Origin of the sequence: Wenjunlia tyrosinilytica, from assembly GCF_014646055.1 — a bacterium.
GTDB classification, from domain to species: Bacteria; Actinomycetota; Actinomycetes; order Streptomycetales; family Streptomycetaceae; genus Wenjunlia; species Wenjunlia tyrosinilytica.
The window spans coordinates 37978-63656 of the sequence record NZ_BMMS01000005.1; the positions used below are offsets into that span (position 1 = coordinate 37978).

Genomic DNA, 25679 nt, shown 5'->3' on the forward strand with positions numbered 1-25679 from the left:
GTGGCGCCGCACGCGACCTGTGTCCGGCCATCGGCGAGTCCGTTGGCCGTGGACACCGCCGACTCCCGCCGCCCCACGCCGTGACCGGGACGCCACACACACGAGCGGTGTTCCCGGGAGTGCCGCGCGATGTCCAGGAGCGGGTACTGCCGGGACCGGAGGGCGAACGCCGGTTCCTGCTGTACACACCCGCGACGCTGGACCCGGACCGTCCCGCCCCGCTGGTGCTGGAGTTCCACGGCAGCGGGGCTACCCCGGCCGAGCAGATGCGCTACAGCGCCCTCCACCGGATCGCGGACCGGGAGGGGTTCATCCTGGCCGCTCCCCGGGCGGCGATACCCATGCGGATGTTCGACTCCACCCCGGAAGGCGCCGCCTGGAACGTCCCGGGCGTGCCCCTGATCCTGGACTCCGGGGACGACACGCCGGGACCGGACGACGTGGCCTTCGTCCGCCGGGTCGTGGACGCCGTGGCGGCGGAGCGCAACGTCGACAGGCGGCGGGTGTACGCGGCGGGATTCTCCGGCGGTGGGCGGTTCTGCTCGTACCTGGCGTACGCCGCGCCCGACCTCCTCGCGGCCGTGGGCACGGTGGCCGGGCTGCGCCTGCCGTCCGCGTTGCGGCATGTGCGGCCCGCGCCCCTCATCGCCTTCCATGGCACCGCCGATCCGCTCAACCCCTACTGGGGCGGCGCGGGAGACCGATGGGACCTCTCCGTTCCGGAGACGGCGGACCTGGTGGCGCGGACGATGGGCGCTCATCCGACCGGCGCGCCGGAGGCGGTGTCGGACGCCGTGTCACGTCTGGTGTACGCCACGCCCGGGGGTGAGGTGGGACTGGTGCAGTACACGGTCCGCGGGGGCGGACACGCGTGGCCCGGCACTCCGTACCCGATCCACACCGCGGTCCTGGGGCCGGTCACGCGGGAGATGGACGCCGGAGCCCTGATATGGGAGTTCTTCACCGATCACCGGGCAGCGGGATGATCACAGCGCCCGGTGCATGATGTGCAGCCCGACCCGGCCGTGCGCGGGGTGGTGGAACGCCTTGGGGACCGTCCCGATGATCGTGAAGCCCAGCGACGTCCACAGGCCGACGGCGGGGTTGGTCTCGACGACGGCGTTGAAGACCATGCCCTCGTAGCCGTCCCTGCGGGCCTCGTCGAGGATGTGCTCCGCCAGCTTGCGCCCGATGCCCCGGCCGGTGTGGCGGGGGTCGACCATGAACCCGGCGTTGGCGGTGCGGGAGGCATTGCCGCCGTAGTTCGGCTTGACGAAGGCCGAGGCGAGGATCCGCGCTCCGTCGTCGGCGGCCTCCTCCACGACGAAGACGCGTGACGAGGGGCCCATCCACAGGGAGCGGGCCTGCGGCTCGCAGGTGCCCGGGTCCCAGGCATAGGTCTCCCCGGCCGCGACGATCTCGTGCCAGAAGGGCCAGATGCGCTGCCAGTCCTCGGGGAGAGCGTCCCTGATGAGCATGACAGGAGTGTGCCATGCCCGGCCGGGCTGCCCTGGGCCAGGAGTGGCGAGAGCCCCGGCCGGAGGGGGATTGGCCGGGGCTCGCCTCCCGTCTGGGGGGACGGGATGGGGGGCCAGTGCAGAGCGGGCTCCCGACTCTGCGACTGAGCTGCGCCTGCCCGGGTTCCCCAGCCGCAAACGGGGGGTCCGCAAAGATTTTCAGGGACCGCCCGCGACGCCCCCACGCACATCCACCACGCCTTCACTTCGCGCTCCGCGCGACCGGCCCTCCAAGGCGACCGTGCACGTCCCCCAGCACCGCGCAGCGGCAGGTCAGTCGGCCCCCAGGCGGCTGACCTCGCGTCCAACGCATTCACTTCGCGCTCCGCACACAGCCGGCCCTCCAAGGCGACCGCGCATGTCCCCCAGCACCGCACAGCGGCAGGTCAGTCGGCCCGCAGGCGGCTGACCTCGCGGTCCAGCGCTTTCCGCTCGCGCCCCACGCACAGCCAGCCCTGCGAGGCGACCGTGCACTCCCCCAGCACCGCGCAGCGGCCCCCACCCGCACCCGCGGGAAGCGGGCCCGGTCAGTCGGCCCGCAGGCGATCGACTCCGCGGCCCAGCGCATTCACTTCGCGCTCCGCACACAGCCGGCCCTCAGAGGCGACCGTGCACGTCCCCAGCACCGCGCAGCGGCGGGTCAGTCGGCCCCCAGGCGGCTGACCTCGCGTCCAACGCATTCACTTCGCGCTCCGCACACAGCCGGCCCTCCAAGGCGACCGCGCATGTCCCCCAGCACCGCACAGCGGCAGGTCAGTCGGCCCGCAGGCGGCTGACCTCGCGGTCCAGCGCTTTCCGCTCGCGCTCCACGCACAGCCGGCCCTCCAAGGCGACCGCGCATGTCCCCCAGCACCGCACAGCGGCAGGTCAGTCGGCCCGCAGGCGGCTGACCTCGCGGTCCAGCGCCTTCCCTTCGTGCATCGAGCGCACGCGGTCCTCGTCCGAGGCGTCCGTGATGTCCAGGAAGATCTCCTGCGCCTGCGGCCACCGCTCCCGGAGCTCACCCTTGATCCTCACCGCCACTTCCTCGACCTCCTCGCTGTCGAGGCCGCCCACCAGGTCCACCCGGGCGGCGATCAGCACGGCGTCCGTACCGAGGCGCATGGTGAGCAGGGCGGTGACGGTGTCGATCTCCGGCTGCGACGTGAGGAAGTCCCGGACGGCCCGTTGGAGGACCGGGTCGGCGGCCTCGCCGATCAGGACCTTGCGGGCGTCCCTCCCGAGCGTGTACGCGACATAGACGAGCAGGACACCGATGGCGATCGACGCCCATGCCTCCCACACGACGCTGCCGGTCGCCATGTGCAGGCCCATGCCGACGATGGCGAGGGTCACACCCAGGCACGCGGTGCTGTCCTCGGCCAGCACCGTGCGCAGTGCCGGGTCCTGCGCGGCGCGGATCTCCGCCGACATGCTCCGTCCCGTCCGGCGTGCCCTTTCGCGCACCTGCCACAGCGCCTTGACCAGCGAGGCTCCCTCGGCCATCAGTGCCACGAACAGCACGCACAGGCCCACGACATAGCCGTTGTGGGACTCCGACTCGTGCGAGCGCAGCGCCTCGATCCCCTGGAAGAAGGAGAAGCATCCGCCCATGACGAAGATGCCGACCGCGGCGAGCAGCGACCAGAAGAACCGCTCCTTGCCGTAGCCGAAGGGGTGCTCGGCGTCGGGGGCGCGCTTGCTGCGCTTGACGGCGGCGAGGAGGAAGATCTCATTGAGGCTGTCGGCCACGGAATGGGCGGCTTCGGACAGCAGGGCGGGAGACCCCGCGAAGAGGCCTCCCACGGCCTTGGCCGCGGCGATGACCAGGTTCGCGCCGAGCGCCACCAGCACGGTGGCACGTGTCTTGGAGTCCTCGCCCGCCGGGCTCTGGACGCCCTGGTCCCGGTCTTCGCTCATCGAATGGTCCATTCCGCTCGCCTTCGGGCTGATGTCACCCCTCTCGGCTACCCGAGCGGACCCGGACGACGCCTGCGACGGCCGCGCAGTCGGCACGAGATGTCGGCGGTACGAAGGGCGGTACCAAGGGCGGTCCGGCAGCGCGGAAGGTGGCACGGAAGGCGACCCGGAAGGCGGCACGGAGGTCGGCGCGCGGTGCGCTCGGTTGCGGCTCGGACACGACTCGCGCGCAGCCGTGCGCGAGGGGGGTGCGGCACGGCTGCGCGCCTCAAGAGTGGTCTGTGGTCGTGTGTCCCAATGCCTGGTCCTACGGCCTGGTTGAGACATTCCTCCATCAGTGGGCAGTCCGTGCGCCGAAGCCCCGCATCTACGTCCAAGGGTGCGCAGATCTGCGTAGAGCAAACCGCCGCCGACCGCAGGGCGGCCACGCGAGCCCTTGCGGGACCCGTTGCCTGAGCGGTCGAAGCCGGGCCGCCGGTCCGTGCGTGACGGTTCGTCAGTGCCTTGTGGGGATTCTGAGGTCTGTGTGGCGTATTTGGGCCATGGCGCGTATGTGCCGTGTGCACCCTCTTGATCGGCATGTGGCCAGTCGCCGACGATGACGAGCGGTTTCCGCCCCCGCCCCTCGGCTTCGCAGGTGGGGCGGGCCGCACCCGAACCACGCACGTGTTTCCTGCACTCTCCCCGGCGGGCACGCCCGCTGCCAGCGCAAGAGGAGACCTCGTGGCACGACGGATCAGACCGCTCCGAACGGCCCTCGCGGCCCTGACCTCGCTCGTCCTGATACCTCTCGCGGGCGGCACCGCGCTCGCCCGGACCGCCCCCATCGACAACGACAGGCCGACCGCCGCCGAGCGGAAGATCGAACCCAAGCTCCTCGACCGGCTCGAGGACGGGAAGAAGTCCGTCTTCTGGGTGTACCTCGACAGCGCCGCCGACCTGGACGCGGCGTCGAAGGCCAAGACCAAGGCGGACAAGGCCCGTTCCGTCTACAAGGCCGAGCGCGAGCACGCCGAGCGCACCCAGAAGGGGTTGCTGAAGACCCTGGAGCAGGCAGGGGTCGAGCACACCTCCTACTGGATCGTCAACGCCGTACGCGTCGTCGGCGGCGAGGCAATCGCCGACAAGCTCGCGCGACGCTCCGAGGTCGCGCACATCGACGCCGAGGACCGGGTGCGGATCCCCGAGCCCCTCGACGGCAGGACCGAGAACACCACGAACGCCGTCGAGTGGAACATCGACCGGATCAACGCCCCCAAGGTGTGGGAGCAGTTCGGCGTCCGCGGCGAGGGCGTCGTGGTGGCCAACATCGACACCGGCGTCGACTACCAGCACCCGGCCGTGGACGACCAGTACCGCGGGCGAGGTGCGGACGGCACCTACGACCACGCCTACAACTGGTTCGACCCCGCCCATGTCTGCCCCACCGCCGCGCCGTGCGACAACAACGACCACGGCACGCACACCATGGGCACGATGGTCGGCGACGACGGCGCCGACAACAAGGTCGGCGTGGCGCCGGGCGCCAAGTGGATCGCCGCCAAGGGCTGCGAGTCCAGCTCCTGCTCCCAGGCGTCCCTGCTCGCCGCCGGGCAGTGGGTCGTGGCACCGACCGACCTCAACGGGCAGAACCCGCGCCCCGACCTCGCCCCGGACATCGTGAACAACTCCTGGGGCAGCACGGTGTTCAACCCCTGGTACAAGGACGTCGTCGCCTCCTGGCGGGCGGCCGGCATCTTCCCGGCCTTCTCCAACGGCAACGCGGGCCCCGGCTGCAACACCAGCGGCTCGCCCGGCGACTACGGCAGCACCTACAGCTCGGGCGCGTTCGACATCAACAACGCGATAGCGAGCTTCTCCTCGCGCGGCGCGGGTGACGGCGGCGGCATCAAGCCCAACATCGCGGCGCCCGGGGTGAACATCCGCTCGTCCGTGCCCGGCGGCGGCTACGACTCGTTCTCCGGAACGTCGATGGCCTCCCCGCACACCGCGGGGTCCGTGGCGCTGCTGTGGTCGGCCTCCCCCGCCCTCCAGGGCGACGTGGCACAGACGCAGGCCCTGCTGGACCAGACGGCGATCGACGTCGACAACACCTCGTGCGGCGGCACGGCGGCGGACAACAACGTCTTCGGTGAGGGCAGGCTCGATGTGCTCGCCGCCGTGCAGGCCGCCCCGCGCGGTCCGCTCGGAGTTCTGAAGGGCACGGTGACCGCCGCGGGCTCCCCCGTCGCCGGGGCCAAGGTGGTGGCCGACGGGCCCATCGACCGCACCACCAGCACCGCCGCCGACGGCACCTTCACCTTCCCGGTCCTGTCGGTCGGCGACTACGCGGTGGCCGTCACCAAGTTCGGCTACACCAAGGGCTCGGGCGATGTCACGGTGACCGAGGGCGCCACGACCACCAGGGACTTCGCCATCGAGCAGGCTCCTTCGGCGAAGGTCACCGGCACGGTCTCCTCCGCGGCCGGACCCGCCTCGGGCGCCACCGTCACGGTCAAGGACACCCCCGTGACCGCCACCGCCGACAACGCCGGCCACTTCGAGGTGACCCTGCCGCTGGGCACGTACGACCTCGACGCCACGCACCCCTCGCGGTGCGTGACCGCAGGGACCAAGCACCTCGACGTCACCGCCGACACCACGGCCGACATCTCCCTGCCCGACCGGCTCGACACCTACGGCTACGCCTGCGCGGCGGACCCGAAGGCCTTCGTCGCGGGGGAGAAGAAGCTCGCGCTGGCCGGAGACAACACCACGGAGAAGGTGGATCTGCCGTTCCCGGTGCCGCTGTACGGCAAGAGCTACACCTCGGCGTGGATCAGCACCAATGGCTCGGTGAGCTTCGCCGGGGCCCAGACCTCCGACATCAACGGCTCCATTCCCAGCACGGGTACGCCCAACGCGGCGCTCTACCCCTTCTGGGACGACCTGATCATTCCGGCGACCGGCTCCGCGGTGCTCACGGGCGTCGTCGGGACCGCGCCGCACCGGGCGTTCGTCGTGGAGTGGCGGGACGCGGCCCACTGGTCGGCGCAGACCGACAAGTTCACCTTCTCGGCGGTGATCGGCGAGGACGGCCGGGTCTCCTACCACTACAAGGGCACGACGGGAGTGGGCCTGAAGGCCGGGGCCAGCGCCACCATCGGTGTGGAGAACGCCGAGGGCACGGACGCCTTCCAGTACTCCTTCAACACAGCGGTGCTCAGCGACGGGCTGTCCATCGCCTTCCGCACCACCAAGACCGGTGTGGTGCGCGGGCAGGTCCTCGACGCCAACGACGGCAAGGGCGTCGAGGGAGCCACGGTCTCCGTGGGCTCGGGCGCCTCGGCCGACACCGCGACCACGAGCGCCGACGGCGGCTACATCGTGCAGAGCCGCTCCGGCGACCTGCCGGTCCATGTCACGGCCCCGGCCTACCAGCCGTCCGACGGCACGGTGAGCGTCAAGGCCGGTGACGTGGTGGCGCTCACGCAGTCGCTGAAGACCGGCAATGTGGCGGTGTCCAAGAAGTCGTTCGAGGTGGTCGTCCCGGCCGGTGAGAAGCGCACGCGGGCGTTCGAGCTGTCCAACTCCGGCCTGGACACGCCGTTCACGGTCACCGAGGACGCGTCGTGGCTGTCGGTCACGCCGTCCGACGGCACCCTGGCCACGGGTGCCAAGAAGGCCGGCGCGATCTCCGTGGACACCTCGGGACAAAAGCCCGGCGCGGTGCTCACCGCGGATGTGAAGGTCGCGTCCCAGAGCGGGCGTTCCCCCGTGCTCACCGTTCCGGTCAAGGTCGTCGTGCCCCGCTACCAGGCCGCCATCGACACCGGATCGGCCGGGAAGGCGGTCGTGGACGCTCTCGGGGACACCTGGAAACCCGACCAGAAGTACTCGGCGGGTTCCTACGGGTACCAGGGCAACTCGAGCACCAGGTCGACCAGTCGGCCGATCACGGGCACCGACGACCCCAAGCTGTACCAGAACTCCCGTGAGGGCATGTACGAGTACCGGTTCGACAACGTCCCCAACGGCACCTACACGGTGGAGCTGGACTTCGCGGAACTGGCCACCGCACGGCCGAACAAGCGGGTCTTCGACGTCCTCGCCGAGGGCACCGAGGTGCTGCCCTCCCTCGACATCGCGCTCGAGGCGGGCTCCTACGCGGCCGTGCACCGCGGCTACACCGTGACCGTGGACGACGGGGTGCTCAACGTGCGCTTCGTCGCCCACACCGGGTACGGCAAGCCCGTCGTCAACGCTCTGCGGGTGACCGAGCGCCCCGACAAGAGCTGACGGCACGCCACCGGGCGCACTGCCCGCACCGGCGGGGGAATCAGGGCCCGCTCCGCGTTCCGGCGTGGAGCGGGCCCACTGCGTCATGGGCCCGGATTCGGGCCCAACGGACGCCGGGCTGCGGCAAGATCGCTCCATGGAACGCCCCAACGGTTCGCTGCTCGGGCTCGGACTCGGCGAGGACGACGAACGGATCTACCGGCTGCTGGTCGCCGGGGGCCCGGCCACCGCGGCCGAACTCGCGCAGAGCGCCCGCCTCGAAGCGGACGCCGTCATCCGCTCGTTGGAGCGGCTGCACGCGCTCGAACTCGCCACCGAGGACGAGGACGACCCCGGCCGCACCCGCCCGACCGCGCCGCACACCGCCCTGGGCGACCTCGTCCGCTTACGCGAGCACGAGCTCAACCGGGCGCGGACCGCGCTCGAGGAGCTCACCGCCGTCCACCGCCACCGGGTGGTGAGCACGGGTCCCGACCAGGCCGAGGCGGTCCTGGGTTCGGACGAGGTGGGCCGCTGGGTCCGCCACCTTCAGGACGCCGCGGGCCTGGAGATACGCGCCTTCGTCAAACCCCCTTACGTCGCGGTCGGCCCCGGGCAGAACACCGCGGGAGAGATAGCGGTGCTGGAGCGGGGAGTGCGCAGCCGGGTGCTGGTGGAGCGCCCCGTGCTGGCCGATCCGCGTGCCCACGGTGAGCTGGTGGCCTCGCTTGAGCGGGGGCAGGAGCTGCGGGTGGCGAGTGAGCTGCCGGTCAAGCTCCTCATCGCCGACCGGGCGCTCGCGCTGGTCTCACTCGACGCCCCTCCCGAGGGCAGGGTCGGCGCGCTGGCGGTACGGTCCGGAGGACTGCTGGAGGCACTGATCGCCCTGTTCGAGCAGACCTGGGACCGGGCGGCGAGGGTCCGGCCCGACCTCGGCACCGACCCCGGACTGCCGCTGCCCGCGGATGTGCCGGACCCGGTGGACCAGCGGATCCTCAACCTCCTGCTCGCCGGGCACACCGACGACGCGGTCGCGGGCCAGCTCGGTATGGGGCGCAGGACAGTGCAGCGCAGGCTGCGTGCGCTGATGGACGCCGCCGGGGTCACCAGCCGGATCCAGCTGGGCTGGCACGCCCGCGACCGGGGCTGGCTGTGACCACCGGCGACCCGCGGGGACGGCGACCTATGGGACGGCGCCCTGCGGGACGGGGATGCCCGGCGCCGGTCTACCAGACGTCGCCGTCGCGCCAGTCGCAGGTGAGCTCCCCCGACAGGTCCATGGGGACGGCGGGCGCGAAGACGTAGATCCCGCCGTCCTCGTCCGCGGTGCGGATGACGCCGCCGGGCGTGAGCGCGAAGGTCGGCCCCTGCCACCGCCGCCAGCCGCGCGAGGCGTAGAAGTCCGCGGCCTCGTCGCTGGCGCCGAGCGCACCGAGGTCGTAGGCGCCGCGCACCACGCGCTCCAGCGCCTCCATCAGGGCCGCGCCGTACCCGCGTCCACGCCGGTCCGCACGCACACCGACGCCCTCGACATAGCCGGTGCGCAGCGCCCTCCCGCCGTACAGCAGCCGCCGCTGGACCAAGGACGCGTGCCCGATCAGCTCGCCGCCCTCCCACACCAGGGCGTGCACCCCGCCCAGGGCGTGCTCCCAGTCGTGGTCGGTCATGTCCGGTGCGAAGACGTCGTCGAGGAGGGCTCGGGCGGCCTTGAGGGTGGCGCTGTCCAGGTCGGCGGTGTGGGCGGTGCGTACCTCGGTCATACCGGCCATCCTCGCAGGCGGCGGGCACGAGCGGGCGGCCCTGCCGTACGGGCGTCCGGCGGTACCGGGACTACCCCGTCGGCACCGTGACCCGAGCGGTGGAGCCTCGTCTGCCGCGCGTCACGCTGAGCTGGGTGGGGATGCGCTGGCGCAGCTCGGGAACGTGGCTGACGATGCCGACGGTGCGGTCGCGTTCGCGCAGGGTGTCCAGGACGTCGAGGACGTTGTCGAGGGTGTGCGGGTCCAGGCTGCCGAAGCCCTCGTCGATGAAGAGCGTGTCCAGCCGGATGCCCCCGGACTCGTGCGCGACGACATCGGCGAGCCCCAGCGCGAGGGCGAGGGAGGCGAAGAAGCTCTCGCCGCCGGACAGGGTCGCGGTGTCGCGGGTGGTGCCGGTCCAGGCGTCCACCACCTGGAGGCCGAGGCCCGACCTCTTGGTGCCCGAGGCCCGCTCGTCGGAGTGGACGAGGGTGTAGCGGCCGCCGGACATGCGCTCCAGACGGATGCTGGCGGCTGCCGCGACCTGTTCGAGCCGGGCGGCCAGGACATAGGACTCCAGGCGCATCCGCAGGGCGTTGTCGGAGCCGCCCGAGGCGAGGTCGGCAAGGCGGCGGGCGGTCGCGTGGCGCTCCAGGAGCGGGGCGACCTGACGGGCCTGGACGGCCAGCTTGGCGCTGATCGCGTCCACCTCGTCGCAACGGGTCCTGGCCGCGGTGGCCGAGGCGGTCGCCGTGCGCAGCCGCGCCGTGGCGGACTCGAGTTCGCTCTGCGCCGCCCCGGCGTCGACCCGCGCTTCCGCGGCCGCCGCGGCGAGTTCGGGATCGGCGAGCGCGGCACGCGCCGCCCCGAGTGCCGCGCGGTGGTCGTCCAGGCGCCGCTGGAGGTCTCTGCGGGCGCCGTCGTCCAGGAGGGCGGCCGAGACGTCGGCGGGGGCGTCGAACCCGGAGTCATGGGCGGCGGCCAGCGACCGCGCCCGGGCCTGCTCGGCGCGGTCCCTTGCCTCGGCCGTGGTCCGGGCGGTCTCGGCGGCGGCGGCGTACCGGTCGGCGACAGCGCCGAGCCTCGCGGTGCGGGCGGAGATGCTGGGATCCGCACCCCGGGCCTGCTCCAACACGGCTGCCAGACGACGCCGTTCACGGTCCAGATCCTCGATGCGGGCGGTGCGGGCGGCCACGAGTTCACCGGCCTCCCGCTGCACGGCGAGGCGCTTGGCGTGTTCGGCCTCCAGCCACTCCATGTGCTGGCGGGCCGCGACGGCCGAGGCGGCCTGCTCCTGCGCGGTGGCGTGCTCCTGGGCAAGGCGCTCCGCGAGGTGTTCGAGCTCGGCCGCGGACGCGCCGCCACTGGCCGCCTTCGCCGCGGCCGAGCGCTCAGCGAGCCGCCGCAGGGTGTCCCCGGCCGCCTCGTGCGCCAACTCCAGCTCCCGGAAAGCATTCTCGGCCGCTGCCTCGTCGTCGCTGGTCACCCGGTCCGGAGCTGGACTGGCCGGCCGGGGATGCTCGGTCGAGCCGCACACCTCGCACGGCATGCCGTCCTCCAGGTGCTCGGCCAGCTCGGCGGCCATCCCGTTCAGACGCCGCTCGCGTACGTCCAGCCACTGTGCGCGGGCGTCGGCGGCCCGGTCCCGGGCCGCGCGCCTGCGCTCCGTGGCGTCGGCGAGCTCGGCGTCGAGGCGGCCGGCCTCGCGGGCGGCGTCCCGCTGTCCCCTCACCGTGCCGAGCTGGTCGGCGAGTTGGGTGGTGCGATGGCCCGCGGCACGGGCGTCCTCCAGCCGTCGCGCTGCCTCGGCCTGCCGGTCGGGCCAGTCCTCGAGCCAGCCGGACGCCTCGTCCCTGCGGGCCTGGGCGTCGTCGACGTCGGCCTGAACCCTTTCGCGCTCCGCCCGGCCGCGGGCGTACGCCTGCTCGTCGGCGGCCGCGCCCTCCAGGCGCACCAGCTCCTGGCGGATTCGGTTTTCGGCCTCGGCGAGTTCACCCGCACCGGACACCGCGAGCCCACGGTCGTCCAGGGCCCGGCGGGCGGCGCTCTCACGTGCCGCGGCCTGCTCGTACTCGTGCCGCGCCGACCGGGCCAGCTCCAGCAGAGGGGCCACCGAGGCCGCCTCACGGGCCCGTTCGAGCCTTTCGGCGAGCCCCGCCAGTTCCTCGGTGGCGGACTCCAGGCCGCGGGCGTGCTCCTGAGCGCGGGCGTGGCGGGTCTGACGGTCCGCCAGGCTCTGTGCCCGCTCCAGCCCTCGGGCCGCCCGACGGTGCTGTGTCTCGGCCTCGGCCAGGGCGATGCGCGCGTGTGTGAGGCGTTCCCTGGCGTCGGCACGGCGCACAGCGGCGCCGACGAGGCAGTCCTCGACCAGCTCGGGCCAGGAGGCGAAGCTGTCGGCCGTGGGAGCGGCGTCAGCGGTGCCCGCGGCCTGATGCAGACGGTGGATGGTGTGCAGGACCTCGTCAACGGCGGCGCGGGCCTGGGCCTCACTGGCCCGGCGCCGGCCCGCGAGCCACTTCTCGACCTCGCTGAAGCGGCTGGTGTCGAAGAGCCTGCCGAGCACGGCGGCGCGCTCGCCCGCGTCGCCGCGCAGGAATTTCGCGAAGTCCCCCTGCGGCAGCAGCACCACCTGGCAGAACTGCTCGCGGCTCATCCCCAGCAGCCGGGTGATCTCCGCACCGATCTCCTGGTGGTTGGCGCTGACGGGCGACCAGCCGGGGCCTGGCCCCGCCTTCCACTCGCGCAGCAGCGTGCCGGCCTTCTCCTGCGTCAGACCGCTGCCGGTCCTCTTCGGCCGCATGTACGCGGGCCGGCGGGTGATCTCCAGACGGCGGCCGCCGACGGTGAGGTCGAGGACGACCTCGGTCCTGACGGCGACAGCGGCGTGGTCGCTGCGCAGGGGGTTGCCCTGGCGGGCGCCGGGCACCGATCCGTACAGGGCGAAGCAGACCGCGTCGAGGATGGAGGTCTTCCCGGCGCCCGTGGGGCCGTGCAGCAGGAAGAGCCCTCCGGTGGCGAGGGCGTCGAAGTCGATCCGCTCGGTGCCGGCGAACGGGCCGAACGCGGTGACCTCGAGACGGTGCAGCCGCATCAGCGCGCCCTCCCGCCGTCGGCGGTCATCCGTACGGCGGCGAAGGCGTCGCGCAGGAGTTCGTGTTCGTCGGCCTCGGCGGGGCGTCCGCGCACATGCTGTATGAAGTCGAGGCCGATCTGGGTGTCGTCACGGCCGCGCAGTCTGGAGCTGTAGGTGACCGAGTCGCCGGAGCGGCCGTCGGTCTCCGGGTCGAAGGTGAGCTGGAGAGTGCGCGGGAAGCGGCGGCGCAGCCGCGACATGGGGTCCCGGGGGCGGACGGGATCGGTGAGCGTCACCTGGACCCAGGCGTCGGCGTGCCGCTCGAGCCGGGGGTCGTCGAGCAGTTCCTCCAGTCGGCCGCGCAGGCGCGCGAGCGGTCGGGGGACGGGGCAGTCCAGGCGCCGGGCGTCGGGGCGGCCCTCCCCGTCGAGGTCGATCAGCCACATGGACTTGCGGTGGGCCGCCTCGGAGAAGCTGAACGCCAGCGGAGAACCGGAGTAGCGGATGCGCTCGGTGATGGTCTGGGCTCCGTGCAGATGCCCCAGCGCCACATAGTCGACACCGTCGAAGACGGAGGCGGGGACGTCCTGGATGCCGCCGACGGTGATGTCCCGCTCGCTGTCGCATCCGGTGCCGCCGACCACGAACGCGTGGGCCAGCACGACGGAACGGGTCCCCGGCCGTCGTGCCAGGTCGGCGCGGACGCGGTCCATGGCGGCGCCGAGGACGGCGGCATGACCGGCCCGCTCGACCCCGAACACCTCGCGGACCAGGGTGGGTTCGAGATAGGGGAGGCCGTAGAAGGCGATGTCCCCGAATTCGTCGGCGAGCAGCACCGGCGCACTCGCGGCGGCGGGATCGGTGCGCAGATGGATTCCGGCGCGGCCGATCAGTCCCGCGCCGACGCCGAGTCGAGGGGCGGAGTCGTGGTTCCCCGAGATCAGTACCGCCTCGACATCGATCTCGGCGAGCCGGTGCAGTACCTCGTCGAAGAGGGCGACGGCCTCCAGCGAGGGCAGCGCCCGGTCGTAGACGTCTCCCGCCACGAGCACCGTGTCCACGTCCTCCGCCCGGGCCACCGCGACGAGGTGGTCGAGGAAGGCACTCTGCTCGGCGCGCAGGCTCATCCCGTGGAATGTACGTCCGAGATGCCAGTCGGAGGTGTGCAGGAGACGCATGATCCCCGACCTTAACGGCAGCCACGGACACCTCGTGCGCAAACCCCCGACATGCCCTTCGAAGCAGTGGTCGAGAGGTGTCGCGTGCCGGGATGGCCTACGCCGCAGGGGAGTTGGGAGGTTCTTGGCTGTCGGGGGGCGCCGGGCGGTGGGGTGGAGTCCATGCAAAGGCGTCCGGTCACCTGAAAGACCGGTCACGTGAAAGAAGAGTCACCTGGAAGGAGAGTCACCTGAAAGAAGGGTCACACCACGTTCTCGGCGGAAGGGCTCCCGGCGGAAGGGCTCTCCGGGCGAACGCTCGCTGTGCGACGGCTCTCTGCGCGAACTCTTACTGGGCGAAGACTCCGGGCGGGAAGGCTCTCGGTGGGAAGGGTTTCGGCGGGAAGGCTCTCGGCGGGAAGGCCTTCGGTGGGAAGCCGGTTGATGGCGTGGTCGCCGGTGGCCCACAGGTACTGCACCGCGTAGGCGCGCCAGGGCCGCCAGGCGGCGGCGTGGCTGGTGAGTGCCGCGGGGGTGCTCGGCAGGCCGAGGCCCCGGGCGGCCAGACGCACTCCGAGATCGGTGGGAATGAAGGCGTCCGGATCGCCCAGGGCCCGCATCGCGATGATCTCGGCGGTCCATGGCCCCATGCCCGGTAGGCCGTCGAGTGCGGCGCGGGCACGCTGCCAGTCTCCGCCGACCCCGAGGTCCAGGCCGCCGTCGGCGAGCGCGGCGACGAGCGTGGTCAAGGTGGTACGCCGCGTCCTGGGCATGGCAAGTGCCTGCGGGGCCAGTCCGGCGAGCGCCTCGGGTGTGGGGAACAGATGGGTGAGGCCGCCGTCCGGGTCGGTGACCGGCTCGCCATGGGCCGCCACCAGCCGGGCGGCGAGGGTACGGGCGGCGGCGGTGGAGACCTGCTGGCCGAGCACGGCGCGGACGGCGAACTCGGCTCCGTCCACGGTCCTCGGCACCCGCCGCCCGGGGCTCGCGGCGACGTGCGGCGTCAGCGACGGGTCCAGGCTCAGCTGCTCGTCCACGGCTTGGGGGTCGGCGTCGAGGTCGAGCATCCAGCGGCACCGGCTGATGGCGATGGACAGATCGCGGTGGTCGGTCAGGGCGAGCCGGCAGGCGATGTGATCGGCCATCGGCCGCACGGTGGCGGTGCCATGTCCGTGCGGTAGGCGCAGCGTGCGGCGGTAGGCGCCGTCACGCCACTCCTCGACGCCGGGAACCCCGGTGGCCGCGAGGTGGCCGAAGAGACTGCCGGGGCACAGGGGTTGCCGGAACGGCAGCCGCAGCGAGAGGGCTCCGTGTGGGGCGGTGGCGGGCGCGGCGGTGGTCGCGGGGGCCGTGCTCGGCCTGCCGCGGGCGACTCGGGCGCGCAGTTCGGTCGGGGACAGCGCGAAGACCTCGCGCACGGTCTCGTTGAATGTGCGGATGCTGGAGAAGCCGGAGGCGAACGCCACATCGCCCATCGGCAGGGTGCTCGTCTCGATCAGCACACGAGCGGTCCTTGCCCGCTGGGCACGGGCGAGCGCGAGGGGCCCGGCACCCAGCTCGGCCAGGAGCCGGCGTTCGATCTGACGGGGGCTGCAGCCGAGTTGTGCGGCGAGCCCGGGCACGCCCTCACGGTCCACCACGCCGTCGGCGATCAGGCGCATGGCACGGGCGACGAGGTCGGCGCGGGCGTTCCACTGCGGAGAGCCGGGTACGGCGTCGGGGCGGCATCGCTTGCACGCCCGGAAGCCCGCCTGCTCCGCGGCGGCGGCGCTCGGGTAGAACGTCATGTTCCGCGGTTCGGGCGGCGCTGCGGGGCAACTGGGGCGGCAGTAGACGCGTGTGGTCAGCACGGCGGTGAAGAACCACCCGTCGAATCGGGCGTCCTTGGACTGCACGGCCCGCACGCAGCGATCGAAGTCGGTGTGCACCCCGACAGCATCCGCTCCGGTCCCGGGCCCGGTCCAGCGGAAATCCGACATGAACGTGCGCCCGCGCGGCACGACGGTGGTGTCGTTTTCCTGCCGGCCTGCCGGCCTGCCGGACCCGCCGGCCGCGAGGTGGTGGACTCCTGCCATGACGACCCCTGCCACGTCAGAAGAAACGATCACCGCGTGGAAGTCCCGCCTCCTCGGCAGGGCCCGTCTCTTCCGCTCGCTGCACATCCGTGGCCGACCGCTGGTCCTGGCCGATGCCTGGGACGTCGCCGGGGCCCGGCTGACCGAGGCCGCGGGCGCCGCCGCCGTGGCCACCACGAGCGGGGGCGCCGCCTGGAGCCTCGGCGCCGCCGACGGCGAACGCCTCGGCGTCGGCGGACGTCCCGGTCACCGCGGACATCGAGGGCGGCTGCGCCTACACCGCCGATGGGGTCGCCGAGACCGTCCGGGGTGCGCTCGCCGCTGGGGCTGTCGGGATCGACATCGAGGAGGCCGCCCACGGCGGCCCCTGCCCGCTGCGCCCGGTCGAGGGGCAGTCGGCGCGGATCACCGCCGCTCGAGCGGCGGCCGAGGCGGTGGGTGTACCGCTGTTCGTCAACGCCCGGGTGGACGCCTTTCTGGGGGGTGCGGGCGACCCGGACCACCGTTTGGACGAGACGGTGGTCCGGGACCACGCTCCCGGACCGGCGCTCACGGACCGGCGCTCCCCGACCGGCGCTCGACGCGGGGCTAGAGCGTGGCGGGAAGGACCCGGCCGGTGACCTCGCCGAAGCCGATCCGGCCGCCGTCGGGGCCCGGGGCCCACGCGCTGATGGCGACCTCGTCACCGTCTTCGAGGAACGTGCGCTGGTTCCCGTCGGGCAGGGCCACCGGCTCGCGGCCGGCCCAGGTCAGCTCCAGGAAGCACCCCCGCTGTTCCCGCTCCGGGCCGCTCACCGTGCCGGAGGCGAACAGGTCACCGGTGCGCAGGCTCGCCCCGTTGACGGTCATATGGGCGAGTTGCTGGGCCGCGGTGTAGTACATGCCGGAAAAGGGCGGCTCGGAGACGGTGTAACCGTTGAGGCCGACGGTCAGCCGGATGTCCAGGCCCCAGGGCTCCTCCTTGCTGTCGTCCAGGTACGGCAGGAGCGCCGGATCGCGCGGCGGCGGGCTCACCCGGGCCGTCGCCAGCGCGTCCAGCGGCACGATCCACGGCGACACCGACGTCGCGAAGGACTTGCCGAGGAACGGGCCCAGAGGCCGGTACTCCCACGCCTGAATGTCGCGCGCCGACCAGTCGTTGAGCAGGCAGACCCCGAAGACGTGGTCGGCCAGCGCCGGCAGCGGCACCCGCTCCCCCGTACGGGTGGGTGTGCCGACGACGAAGCCGACCTCTGCCTCGATGTCGAGGCGGCGGGAGGGCCCGAACACCGGTGACGGGTCGTCACCGTCCATGCGCTGCCCGGCCGGACGGATCACGGGAGTGCCCGAGACGACCACGGTCCCGGCCCGGCCGTGGTAGCCGATGGGCATGTGCTTCCAGTTCGGCGTGAGCGCTTCCGCGTCGGGCCGGAACATCTTGCCGACGTTGGTGGCGTGGTGCTCGCTCGAGTAGAAGTCGACGTAGTCGGCGACCTCGAACGGCAGGTGCATGGTGGCGTCCTCGACCGGGACCAGATGGGGTTCGACGGCCGGGCGCAGTGCGGTGTCGGTGAGCCAGGTGGTGACGGACCGGCGCACGGCCTGCCAGGTGGGCCGCCCGGCCGCGAGGAACGGGTTGAGGGTGGGATGGTCGAGGATGTCGGCGTTGGGATCGCCGAGGGCCTGGGCGCAGGCGGCGGTGTCGAGGATGTGGTCACCCACGCGTACACCGACGCACGCGGTCTCGGGGTCCTGCGGCGTGGTGTAGACGCCGTAGGGCAGATTGTTCAGCCCGAAAGGGGTGTCCTCGGGCAGTTCGAGCCAGGCGGTGGGCATGGACGGCGCCTCGTCTCCGGGTCAGGGCTGGTGGCCAGGCCACGGCGGAAGCACGGCGCCGTACGCCCGACGTGACCGCGGCACAACAGCCCACAGCACCACGCGGCCGATGTGACCGCGGGCACGACAGCCCACAGCACCACGTTCCCGATGTGACCGCCGACAGCGTAAGGGCTGGGCCCGGGACTGGCTCGTCCCGGGCCCGGTGTCGCTCGCGCCTGTCGGAATCGGACGCCCGGCTCGAACGCTCAGCCCTCGGCCGGGGCGTACTTGTAGCCGACCCGGCGTACCGTGACGATGCTGCCGCGGTGGGCGGCGCCGAGCTTGCGCCGCAGCCGTGCGATGTGGACGTCGACGGTGCGGCCGTCCCCGATGTGCCCGTATCCCCAGACCGTGGTGACGAGCTGGTCCCGGGAGTGGACGCGGTGGGGGTGGGCCACCAGGTGGGCGAGCAGTTCGAACTCGAGGTACGTGAGCTCGACGGGCCTTCCCTCGACGTGGGCGGTACGGCGGTCGGTGTCGATGTGGATGCCCCGCTCGGGCACGGCGGCCGCGGCTGTGGCGGCGGCCGGGGTCCCGGCGGGGTCGATGACGTCGAGGAGGTGCTCCGTCGGCGCCTGGTCGGCGGGGACGAGGACGATGTAGCCGACCATCGGCGGCTGGTCGGGCCCCGCGGGGATGTGGTGCCCGGGTGCGGGCAGCCAGGTGGCGCCCGGAGGCAGCGAGTGCAGGAGCGCCGGGGGCGCCTCGTCCGGGCGCACTGCTCGCAGATGCTGGCGGGGCGCGGTGAGGGCGTGCGGGGTGGGAAGGGTGTTCGTGGTCATGTGTCGGCTCTTTCGCGCGAAGTGGACGTGGGTCGTCGTCTTGCGCGGGGCCTGTGCCGGTGACCGGGGGCCCAGGAGGCGTCCGGTCAGCGGTGGGAGCGGGCCCGCGCGGTGATCGCGCGGCGACAGCAGGCGAGGCCGGAGTGGTAGGCCCTCCGGGACGGCCAGAACGGCTCGAGGTCGAGGCGACCCACCGCGGAGTTCGTGAAGCTGGCCATGAGGCCATTCAACCAGATGGCGGGCGCGGTGTGACCATGGGGACGCCTTCGGTGAACGTGCGGCCCCCGGCCCGCGCTCCGTGCGTGGCACGGGGTCCGCCGCACGGGGTCCGCCGTACGGGGTCCGCCGTACGGGGCGGGACGGGGGGGCTTTCACGCGGCGCTCGGATCCGCGGTCGGATCCGCGCTCACTGCGCGGTTACGACGGTCGCATCTGAGGCGCGGGCTCCGGGTCGGGGCCCGGCGGTACCGGCGACGGCGGTACGGGGTCGGGGCCGGGTTCCGGCGGCACCGGGTCGGGTGTGGGCCCGGGGTCGGGGATGGGGTCGGGATGCACGGGACCGGGTGCCGGCCGCGGGCCCGGCGGGACCGGAGGAACGGTCATGGCTGCCTCCTTGTCGCTTGGCGGCGTCGCATCGCCGCCATTCGCCGTTTCCAGCGTGTGGAGTGGCTTCGCCTACCCGTTTCGGCCCCGGGAATGCCCTCCTTCGCCATTTCGGGGCGGGTCGTGTGCGCGGCGGCCGTCCTGTCCTGGCGATCACGGCGTGGCTGAGCGCGTCGCGTCGGCTTCCCGGCCTCCCCGGACACCCCGGTCGAGGAACCGGCGGAAGCGGTGGGCGGCGGGCCCTGGGCCACCGGGGCCTGCCGCCCACCGCGCTCATGGGCACCTCTACCGGATGGGCATCCCGGAGATGGTGCGGGCGATGACCAGGCGCTGGATCTCGGAAGTGCCCTCGAAGATCGTGTACACCGCGGCGTCGCGGTGCATGCGCTCGACCGGGTACTCGCGGGTGAAGCCGTTGCCGCCGAGGAGCTGGATCGCGTTGGCGGTCACCCACTTGGCGGTCTCGCCCGCGTACAGCTTGGACATCGAGCCCTCGGCCGCGTCGAACGGCTTGCCGGTGGTGGCCATCCAGGAGGCGCGCCACACCAGCAGGCGCGCGGCGTCGATACGGGTGCGCATGTCGGCCAGGGTGAAGGCGACGCCCTGGTTGTCGATGATGGGCCGGCCGAACTGCACCCGTGTCTTGGTGTATTCGAGGGCCACCTCGTAGGCGGCTCGGGCGATGCCGACCGCCTGGGCGCCGACGGCGGGCCGCGAGGCCTCGAACGTGGCCATGGCGGCGTTCTTGCCGCGCTCCCCCGCCGACGATCCCTCCCTGGCCCGGGCGAGGCGCTCGTCGAGCCTCTCCTTGCCGCCGAGCAGGCAGCGGCCGGGGACCCTGACGTCCTCGAGGACGACCTCGGCGGTGTGCGAGGCACGGATGCCGTGCTTCTTGAACTTCTGCCCCTGCGACAGTCCGGAGGTGCCGGGGGGGATGATGAAGGACGCCTGCCCGCGGGCGCCGAGCGCCGGATCGACGGCCGCCACGACGACGTGGACGTCGGCGATGCCGCCGTTGGTGGCCCATGTCTTGGTGCCGTTGATCACCCACTCGCCGGTGGCCTCGTCGTAGCGGGCCCGGGTGCGCATGGCCGAGACGTCGGAGCCCGCGTCGGGCTCGGAGGAGCAGAAGGCGGCGACCTTGATGTCGTCCACGGTGCCGAACATCCGCGGTACCCACTCGCCGATCTGGTCCTCGGTGCCGTTGGCGAGGACGCCGACGGCGGCGAGGGTGGTGCCGACGATCGACAGGGCGATCCCGGCGTCTCCCCAGAACAGCTCCTCCATCGCGACCGGGACGCTCAGTCCGGTGGGGTCGAAGAACGCCTGCGCGTAGAAGTCCATGGAGTACAGGCCGATCTTGGCCGCCTCCTGGAGCACGGGCCAGGGGGTCTCCTCGCGCTCGTCCCACTCGGCGGCGGCCGGACGGATCACGTCGGCGGCGAAACCGTGGATCCAGTCGCGGAGCTGGATCTGGTCGTCGTTGAGCTCGAGCGAGAAGTCGCCCATGTCCCCTCCGGAAAACGGCAATCGGCGGCAAGCGCCCCACCAAGGTTACTTGCGGTAACCCAAGTCTGTTACCGACTGGTAATCCCTGTCAACACTTGAGCGGTCCGGCACTCGTACCCCGGCCGTGGTGTTACGTTCGTGGGCTACCGGCACGGTCCCAGAGGAGGCTCGGTGGACACCAGTAGCCGCAGAGAGGACCAGCAGTTGGCGGCGCGGCGGCGGCGCGAGGAACTGCTGGACGCGGCGAACCGCGTCGTCCTGCGGGACGGCCCGGAGGCGTCGATGAACGCGATCGCCAAGGAGGCCGGGATCACCAAGCCGATCCTGTACCGGCACTTCGGCGACAAGGGCGGGCTGTACCAGGCGCTGGCCCAGCGGCACACCGACGCTCTCCTGGACACCCTGCGGGCCGCGCTCGACCGGCCGGGGACGCGCCGCGACCGCGTGGCGGCGGGCCTGGACGCCTATCTGTCCACGATCGAGGCCAGCCCTCAGGTGTACCGGTTCCTCATGCACCCGAGCGACGAGCCCGCCGAGGGCGACCGCTCGTTCGAGACCAGCCGCCATGCCGTACCCATGCTGCGCAGGCTCGGCGAGGAGCTCGCCCACGTGATGGCCGAGCGCATCGACCTCGGCCCGGGCGGCGAGCGGACGGCGCGGGCCTGGGGGCACGGGGTCGTCGGCATGATGTACGCGGCGGGCGACTGGTGGCTCGCCGAGGAGCACTGCTCGCGCGCGGAGCTGGTCGAGGAGCTGACGGACCTGCTCTGGGGGCGGCTGACCGTGACTCCGGACCGGCGGCGGGACCGGGCGGAATCCGCCTGAGAATCCGCCCGAACCGCCGCCGGGCGCACGGTCTGCGGGCGACCGGGCGGCGTATCGGCCCGTCAGGCCGCGCGCCGGCGCCGATCCGTGATGAGGCCGATCCGTAAACCCGCCGATCCGTAAACCCGCCGGCCCGGATGCCGCCGGCCCGTGTGCCGCTCCGCAGTGCCGCCGATCCGTGCGCCGCCGATCCGTGCGCCGCCGGTCCGTGCGCCGCCGGTCCGCAATGCCGCCAAATGCGTAGACCCGATGTCAGGCCGTGTACCAAGGCGCGCGGCGGACCGCCCGTTCGGCCCTGATCCGCGTCAGCCCGGAGAGGTGGTCCAGGAAGAGGCCGCCTTCGAGGTGGCCGCACTCGTGCTGGAGGCAGCGGGCGAAGAAACCGGTGCCGGTCACCCGCACCGGCTCGCCGCGGCTGTCGAAGCCCTCCACCACCGCGATGTCGTACCGAGGGGTGCGGGCGCGCACCCCCGGTACCGATAGGCACCCCTCCTCGCCCGTGACCATGACACCGGCGGTCTCCACCAGCCGCGGATTGACGATGTGCCCGAGATGGCGGCGGTCCTCGTCGTCGGGGCAGTCGTAGACGAAGACGCGCTTGGCCACACCGACCTGATTGGCGGCGAGCCCGACGCCGTCGGCCGCGTACATGGAGGCGAACATCGACTCGACGAGCGCCTCCAGGCTCTCGTCGAACTCCGTGACGTGCTCGCTGCGGCCGCGCAGCACGGAGTCGCCGAGGAGTCTCAGCGGATGGACGGAACCGGTCGAGCCGGGGATGGTGCCGCGTGCCATGGCGGACAGCGTAGAGGCTGGGTCCGCGGCGTCCGCGCGGAGCCGAGGAGCGGCGATTCGGCACGGCCGAAGGGGCGGCGCGTGCAGCGCCGGGGTCGGTGCCGGAGCCGGGAGTCGCTAGGCTGAGGCGCGAAGCCCCCGCCGAGACGTGCTGCCGCCGTGTCGCGGCAGCACTTGCCGGTGGGGGCCTCCAGGGGTTGGCGCGTCACCGGCGGCCGGGCCGGGATTCGAGGAGGAGCACACACGATGCAGGATGCCTCGCCGCAGCGCGGCTCGGAGCCGTTGTCGCCGCGTGCGAAGCTGGCGGTGACCGCCGGGAAGATGGCGGCGGCGGTGTCGCGGACAGCGGGCCGCGGCAGCGGCTCGGTGATCGGCGGAAAGGTCGCGCTCAAGCTCGACCCGGACCTGCTGGCGCGCCTGGCGACACATCTCGACGTGGTGCTGGTGTCGGCCACCAACGGCAAGACCACCACCACCCGGCTGATCGCCGAGGCCCTGCGCGCGAACGGGCCGGTGGTCTCCAACGCCCTCGGCGCGAACATGCCCGCCGGTATCACCTCCGCGCTGGCCGGGGGCTCGGACGCCAAGTACGGCGTGATAGAGGTCGACGAGAAGTACCTGGCCACCGTCGCCCGGGATGTGCGGCCCAAGGCGATCGCCCTGCTGAACCTCTCCCGCGACCAGCTCGACCGCGCCGCCGAGACGCGGATGCTGGCCGAGAAGTGGCGCGAGGGCCTGTCCGGCACCGACGCGGTGATCATCGCCAACGCCGACGACCCGCTGGTGGCCTGGGCGGCCTCCTCCTGCCCGAATGTGCTCTGGGTGGGCGCCGGCCAGGAGTGGAAGGACGACGCCTGGTCGTGCCCGTCCTGCGGCGGTGTGATGCAGCGCCCCGGCGACGACTGGGGCTGCCCCGAGTGCGGCTTCCGCCGTCCGCCCACCACCTGGGCCCTCTCGGGTGACTACGTGATCGACCCCCATGGCACCGCCTGGCCGATCACCCTCCAGCTCCCGGGCCGCGCCAACAAGGCCAACGCCACCACCTCGGCGGCCGTCGCGGCCGTCTTCGGTGTCGCGCCGAAGGTCGCCCTGGACCGGATGCAGTCGGTGACCGCCGTCGCGGGCCGCTACGACGTCGTCACCTACCTCGGGCGCGAGCTGCGGCTGCTGCTGGCCAAGAACCCCGCCGGATGGCTGGAGACGTTCTCCCTGATCGATCAGCCGCCGGCCCCGGTGCTGCTGTCCGTCAACGCCCTCGGCGCCGACGGCACCGACACCTCCTGGCTGTGGGACGTCGACTACACCCGCCTGGCCGGGCACCCGATCTTCGTGATCGGCCAGCGCAAGCTGGACCTGGCCGTGCGCCTGGAGGTCGCCGGGCTGACCTTCCGCGTGTGCGAGAACGTGGACGAGGCGGTGCGCGCCGCGCCCGCGGGCCGGATCGAGTGCATCGCGAACTACACGGCGTTCCAGCAGTTGCGCCGCCAGGTCGGCGGCTGAGACAGGGAGTGAGCAGACACGTGAGCGAGTCCGTCCTGCGCCTGGTGTGGGTCTACCCCGACCTGCTGTCCACCTACGGCGACCAGGGGAACGCCCTGGTGGTGGAGCGCCGCGCCCGCCAGCGCGGGCTGAACGTGGCGCGCGTGGACGTGCGCTCCGACCAGCCGGTGCCGACCTCGGGCGACATCTACCTCATCGGAGGCGGCGAGGACCGTCCGCAGCGGCTCGCGGCCGAGCGGCTGCGCCGTGACGGCGGGCTGACCCGGGCCGCCGAGAACGGCGCCATCATCTTCTCGGTGTGCGCGGGCTACCAGATCCTCGGGCACGAGTTCATCAACGACCTCGGCCGCCGCGAGCCGGGCCTCGGCCTGCTCGACGTGGTCAGCGAGCGCGGCACGGGCGAGCGGTGCGTCGGCGACGTGCTGGCGGACATCGACCCCCGTCTCGGGCTGCCGCCGCTGACCGGTTTCGAGAACCACCAGGGCATCACCCGGCTCGGCCCGGGCGCCAAGCCGTTCGCGCGGGTGCGGTTCGGCAACGGCAACGGCACGGGCGACGGCACCGAGGGCGCGTACAGCGAGACCGTGTTCGGCACCTACATGCACGGCCCGGTGATGGCCCGCAACCCGCTCATCGCGGATCTGCTGATCAAGCTCGCCCTCGACGTCAACGCGCTCCCGCCGGTCGAGGACACCTGGTACGAAGCGCTGCGCCAGGAGCGGATCGCAGCCGCGACCCAGCCGGCGTAGAGCCGCTGTCGAGGGGCCGGGTCTACAACGTGCCTCGGGAGGCTCGAGCGGTGCCCCGGCCCTTGTAAGGTTGCGATGAGCCATCCGGACGACGGGGTCCGGCCCGTCAACCGGTTGAGTTCGGGAGTAGTAACAGTCATGCGAATTGGTGTGCTGACCAGCGGCGGCGACTGCCCTGGCCTGAACGCCGTCATCCGTTCTGTGGTGCACCGCGGCGTGGTGGACCACGGCGACGAGATCATCGGCTTCCACGACGGCTGGAAGGGCCTGCTCGAGTGCGACTACCGCGCTCTCGACCTCGATGCGGTCAATGGCATCCTGGCGCGCGGCGGAACGATCCTGGGCTCCTCCCGTGTGCGCCCCGAGCATCTGCGCGACGGGGTGGCCAGGGCCAAGGAGCACGTGGCGGACCTCGGGCTCGACGCGATCATCCCGATCGGCGGCGAGGGCACGCTCAAGGCGGCCCGTCTGCTGTCCGACTCCGGGCTGCCGATCGTCGGCGTGCCCAAGACCATCGACAACGACATCACCTCGACCGATGTGACCTTCGGCTTCGACACGGCCGTGGGTGTGGCGACCGAGGCGCTGGACCGCCTCAAGACCACCGCCGAGTCGCACCAGCGGGTGCTGATCGTCGAGGTCATGGGGCGCCATACCGGGTGGATCGCGCTGCACTCCGGTATGGCGGCGGGCGCGCACGCCATCGTCGTGCCCGAGCGCCCTTTCGACATAGACGAGTTGACCGACCTGGTCGGCAAGCGCTTCGCGGCGGGCAAGAAGTTCGCGATCGTGGTCGTCGCCGAGGGCGCCAAGCCCCGTGAGGGCTCGATGGAGTTCGACGAGGGCGGCAAGGACGTCTACGGCCACGAGCGTTTCGCCGGGGTGGCCCGCCAGCTCTCGATCGAGCTCGAGGAGCGGCTCGGCAAGGAGGCCCGCCCGGTCATCCTCGGCCATGTGCAGCGCGGCGGCACCCCCACCGCGTACGACCGCGTCCTGGCCACCCGCTTCGGATGGCACGCCGTCGAGGCCGCGCACCAGGGGCACTTCGGCATGATGACCGCCCTGCGCGGCACCGACATCCGCCTGGTGCCCCTGGCTGAGGCGGTCGAGCACCTGAAGACGGTGCCGGCCGAGCGCTACGTCGAGGCCGAATGCGTGCTGTGACGCAGGTCTGACCGTTCCTCCCGAGGGGCCCGCCGCCGGTGATCCGGCCGCGGGCCCCTCGGTTGTCGGGGCGGGCCCGGTGCGAGCGGCCGCCGGGACGCCACTACTGTGGTGGCGGCACAGGAATGGGGCGAACCTCCCCCAACCCGTGCTTCACGACCTTCGAGGCTGAGGAGAC

General features: G+C 72.6%; 18 protein-coding genes and 1 pseudogene. 8 read left to right on the plus strand and 11 right to left on the minus strand.

What is annotated here, in order from left to right; all coding sequences use genetic code 11:
* Positions 1 to 119: 119 nt before the first annotated feature.
* Entirely contained in the window at positions 120 to 986 is an 867-nt protein-coding gene (locus tag IEY86_RS07070) for a CE1 family esterase (RefSeq protein WP_189130668.1), read from the plus strand.
* Here IEY86_RS07070 and IEY86_RS07075 read toward each other — a convergent pair whose 3' ends face one another.
* Together IEY86_RS07075 and IEY86_RS07080 are read right to left on the minus strand one after the other, a co-directional pair.
* Positions 987 to 1478, minus strand: coding sequence for a GNAT family N-acetyltransferase (locus IEY86_RS07075; RefSeq protein WP_189130669.1), 492 nt, complete (start codon positions 1476 to 1478; stop codon positions 987 to 989).
* 906 nt (positions 1479 to 2384) lie between these two features.
* A complete protein-coding gene (locus IEY86_RS07080) occupies positions 2385 to 3416 on the minus strand; it encodes a cation diffusion facilitator family transporter (protein WP_229698214.1) in 1032 nt (343 codons plus the stop codon).
* 723 nt (positions 3417 to 4139) lie between these two features.
* Between IEY86_RS07080 and IEY86_RS37790 the strand changes: the two genes are divergently transcribed.
* Both IEY86_RS37790 and IEY86_RS07090 read left to right on the plus strand, forming a co-directional pair.
* The gene (locus tag IEY86_RS37790; protein ID WP_308425110.1) at positions 4140 to 7694 is read left to right on the plus strand and encodes a S8 family serine peptidase; all 3555 of its coding nucleotides are present in this window, start codon (positions 4140 to 4142) and stop codon (positions 7692 to 7694) included.
* Between the two features lie 136 nt (positions 7695 to 7830).
* A complete protein-coding gene (locus tag IEY86_RS07090) occupies positions 7831 to 8829 on the plus strand; it encodes a helix-turn-helix domain-containing protein (protein WP_189130672.1) in 999 nt (332 codons plus the stop codon).
* Positions 8830 to 8899: 70 nt separating this feature from the next.
* On the opposite strand, the gene IEY86_RS07095 is transcribed toward IEY86_RS07090, so the two are convergent.
* From IEY86_RS07095 to IEY86_RS07110, 4 genes are all read right to left on the minus strand, one after another.
* Entirely contained in the window at positions 8900 to 9442 is a 543-nt protein-coding gene (locus IEY86_RS07095; RefSeq protein WP_373286968.1) for a GNAT family N-acetyltransferase, read from the minus strand.
* A 61-nt stretch (positions 9443 to 9503) separates the two neighbouring features.
* Positions 9504 to 12503 (minus strand): AAA family ATPase, encoded by a 3000-nt coding sequence (locus IEY86_RS07100; protein WP_189130674.1) that lies wholly within the window; start codon positions 12501 to 12503, stop codon positions 9504 to 9506.
* Positions 12503 to 13663 carry an exonuclease SbcCD subunit D gene (locus IEY86_RS07105; protein ID WP_189130675.1) on the minus strand — a complete coding sequence of 387 codons (1161 nt, stop codon included), beginning with the start codon at positions 13661 to 13663 and terminating at the stop codon, positions 12503 to 12505. Before IEY86_RS07105 ends, IEY86_RS07100 begins: the two co-directional genes overlap by 1 nt.
* Positions 13664 to 13905: 242 nt before the next feature.
* Complete coding sequence (locus tag IEY86_RS07110) at positions 13906 to 15570, minus strand: AlkA N-terminal domain-containing protein (protein ID WP_189130676.1); 1665 nt, start codon at positions 15568 to 15570, stop codon at positions 13906 to 13908.
* Positions 15571 to 15715: 145 nt separating this feature from the next.
* On the opposite strand from IEY86_RS07110, the pseudogene IEY86_RS07115 reads away from it, so the two are divergent.
* Positions 15716 to 16337, plus strand: a pseudogene (locus tag IEY86_RS07115) (isocitrate lyase/phosphoenolpyruvate mutase family protein).
* Here IEY86_RS07115 and fahA read toward each other — a convergent pair.
* The 4 genes from fahA to IEY86_RS07130 all read right to left on the minus strand — a co-directional run bounded on the left by fahA (position 16306) and on the right by IEY86_RS07130 (position 20468).
* Entirely contained in the window at positions 16306 to 17532 is a 1227-nt protein-coding gene (gene fahA, locus IEY86_RS07120) for a fumarylacetoacetase (RefSeq protein ID WP_189130677.1), read from the minus strand. The pseudogene IEY86_RS07115 and the gene fahA sit on opposite strands and share 32 nt — an antisense overlap.
* A 248-nt stretch (positions 17533 to 17780) precedes the next feature.
* Complete coding sequence (locus IEY86_RS07125) at positions 17781 to 18356, minus strand: winged helix-turn-helix domain-containing protein (protein WP_189130678.1); 576 nt, start codon at positions 18354 to 18356, stop codon at positions 17781 to 17783.
* Positions 18357 to 18442: 86 nt separating this feature from the next.
* Positions 18443 to 18574, minus strand: a complete 132-nt coding sequence (locus tag IEY86_RS37520; protein ID WP_265803914.1) for a hypothetical protein — start codon at positions 18572 to 18574, stop codon at positions 18443 to 18445.
* Positions 18575 to 19244: 670 nt separating this feature from the next.
* Positions 19245 to 20468: an acyl-CoA dehydrogenase family protein gene (locus tag IEY86_RS07130; protein ID WP_189130679.1), complete on the minus strand. Its 1224-nt coding sequence runs from the start codon at positions 20466 to 20468 to the stop codon at positions 19245 to 19247.
* Between the two features lie 171 nt (positions 20469 to 20639).
* Here IEY86_RS07130 and IEY86_RS07135 point away from each other — a divergent pair, with 171 nt between their 5' ends.
* A complete protein-coding gene (locus tag IEY86_RS07135) occupies positions 20640 to 21293 on the plus strand; it encodes a TetR/AcrR family transcriptional regulator (protein ID WP_189130680.1) in 654 nt (217 codons plus the stop codon).
* 252 nt (positions 21294 to 21545) lie between these two features.
* Here the strand turns inward: IEY86_RS07135 and def are convergent, their stop codons facing one another.
* Positions 21546 to 22088 (minus strand): peptide deformylase, encoded by a 543-nt coding sequence (def, locus tag IEY86_RS07140; protein WP_189130681.1) that lies wholly within the window; start codon positions 22086 to 22088, stop codon positions 21546 to 21548.
* 246 nt (positions 22089 to 22334) lie between these two features.
* Here def and IEY86_RS07145 point away from each other — a divergent pair, with 246 nt between their 5' ends.
* The 3 genes from IEY86_RS07145 to IEY86_RS07155 all read left to right on the plus strand — a co-directional run bounded on the left by IEY86_RS07145 (position 22335) and on the right by IEY86_RS07155 (position 25501).
* The gene (locus IEY86_RS07145) at positions 22335 to 23588 is read left to right on the plus strand and encodes a Mur ligase family protein (protein ID WP_189130682.1); all 1254 of its coding nucleotides are present in this window, start codon (positions 22335 to 22337) and stop codon (positions 23586 to 23588) included.
* A 20-nt stretch (positions 23589 to 23608) separates the two neighbouring features.
* The gene (locus tag IEY86_RS07150) at positions 23609 to 24337 is read left to right on the plus strand and encodes a type 1 glutamine amidotransferase (RefSeq protein WP_189130683.1); all 729 of its coding nucleotides are present in this window, start codon (positions 23609 to 23611) and stop codon (positions 24335 to 24337) included.
* A gap of 138 nt (positions 24338 to 24475) precedes the next feature.
* Positions 24476 to 25501 (plus strand): 6-phosphofructokinase, encoded by a 1026-nt coding sequence (locus tag IEY86_RS07155; RefSeq protein WP_189130684.1) that lies wholly within the window; start codon positions 24476 to 24478, stop codon positions 25499 to 25501.
* Positions 25502 to 25679 lie beyond the last annotated feature (178 nt).